This is a genomic window from bacterium (genome assembly GCA_016873475.1).
GTDB lineage: Bacteria > Krumholzibacteriota > Krumholzibacteriia > JACNKJ01 > JACNKJ01 > VGXI01.
The window spans coordinates 1-1,780 of the sequence record VGXI01000392.1 but is presented as its reverse complement, the minus strand read 5'-3'; the positions used below and the strand labels follow the sequence as shown (position 1 = coordinate 1,780).

Genomic DNA, 1,780 nt, shown 5'->3' with positions numbered 1-1,780 from the left:
CCCCTGGGGGATCGCGGCCGGAGCGGCCGTCGCCCAGACGATCAGGGCGAGAAGCGTGAGGGTGAGTGCCCTTTTCATCGCGTGATCCTCCTCCTTCGTGTGAACGGATCGAGCCGTTCCACGGCAGCGGCGATCACGATGACGGTCTAGCGCAGAGCAATGCTCCGCGCGTCGTCGGCAAGGCTGTCGCCCGGTGCGCCTGCGCGGCCGGGATCGTCGCATCTCAGGGTGTCACAATGTGCAGGTGATCTCGACAGGCTTTGCCAGCGGCGGACCCGTTTCATCTCGATCGTCGATCGCCATGGATTGGACAAGGCGAGGCGCGGTCGGGGAGAGCTCCGCAAGTGGGTCGATCGGGTGGCGTCCTTCACGTCCCATCTGCGGCATCCCGGCCACCTGCCTGCGCCGTGCAACGCAGCAAGTGTAGCACCGTCGCCGCGGCGGGGGAAGTAAGCGGGCTTACGAAGCCGCGCTAGCCGGGGAAGGCGCGCAGCGCCGCGGCCAGGATGGCCATTGCGGCCTTGAGATCTTCGCCCTTGAGCACGTAGGCGATGCGCACCTCGTCCTGGCCGCCGCCCGGCGTCGCGTAGAAGCCGTTCGCCGGCGCGACCATCACGCTCGCGCCGTCGTGCCGGAAGTCCGTAAGCAGCCAGATGGCGAACTTCTCGGCATCGGCCACGGGCAGCTTCGCAACCGTGTAGAACGCCCCCGCGGGCTTGAAAGCGGTAACGCCCGGAATGTTCGCAAGGGTCTGGTACAGGATGTCGCGGCGCGCCTGGTACTCCACGCGCACGGCCTCGAGATAGCTGGGCGGCGCCGTGTAGGCGGCCGCCGCGGCGAGCTGATCGACGGTGGGCGGGCACAGGCGCGCCTGGCCCAGGCGCAGCGATGCGTCGAGCACGGCCTCGTTGCGCGTGGCGAGGTAGCCCACGCGCGCGCCGCAGGCGCTGTAGCGCTTGCTCACGCTGTCGAGCACGATCACGCGATCGGCGATGTCGGTCAGCGTGAAGACGTTCGTGAACTGTGCGCCGTCGTAGACGAACTCCCGGTAGACCTCGTCGGCGAGCAGGAAGAGCCCGTGCTCGCCAGCCAGGTTGCCCAGGCGACGCAGCTCGGCGGCCGTGTAGACGGCGCCCGTCGGGTTGCCCGGGTTGCTGAAGAGGATGGCCCGCGTGCGCGGCGTGATGCGGCGAGTGAACTCGGCGTCGGGCGGCAGGCGGAAGCCGTCGTCCACGCGCGCGGGCACGGGCACCACGTTCACCGAGGCCACGGCCGCGAAGCCGAGGTAGTTCGTGTAGAAGGGTTCGGGGACGAGCACCTCGTCGCCGGGATCGCAGAGCGCGAGCAGGGCGAAGAGGATTGCCTCGCTGCCGCCCGTCGTGGCGATGACCTGCTCGGCGGGCAGCTCGATGCCCCAGCCCTTCCAGTAGGTGGACACGGCGCGGCGGAACTCGGGGATGCCCTGGCTGGGCCCGTAGGCCAGCACCTCGGCCGTGAAGGCCTGGTAGGCGCGGATCATCTCGCGCGGGGTGGGGATGTCCGGCTGGCCGATGTTGAGGTGGTAGATCTTGGCGCCCGCGGCCTTCGCGCGGTCGGCGTAGGGGACGAGGCGGCGGATGGGGCTCGCGGGAACGGCGACGCCGCGGCGGGAGAGGCCGGGCTTTGTCTTCATCGCCATGCTGCACCTCCGATGCGGGACGATGGCAGGGTAATCTCGGAGCGGCATCTCCACAAGGACCGCGGAGCGACGCTTGCGGTGGGTTCTGCCGCGGGACCTGAC

Annotated in this window: 1 protein-coding gene; it reads right to left on the bottom strand. The window is 69.7% G+C overall.

Annotated elements, in window-relative coordinates; genetic code table 11:
- Nucleotides 1-472: 472 nt before the first annotated feature.
- Complete coding sequence (locus tag FJ251_16070) at nt 473-1,672, bottom strand: pyridoxal phosphate-dependent aminotransferase (GenBank protein ID MBM4119217.1); 1,200 nt, start codon at nt 1,670-1,672, stop codon at nt 473-475.
- Nucleotides 1,673-1,780 lie beyond the last annotated feature (108 nt).

Bases quoted from the DNA above. Each gene is read 5' to 3' on its own strand.
- FJ251_16070 (MBM4119217.1), bottom strand. From the start codon at position 1,672: ATGAAGACAAAGCCCGGCCTCTCCCGCCGCGGCGTCGCCGTTCCCGCG.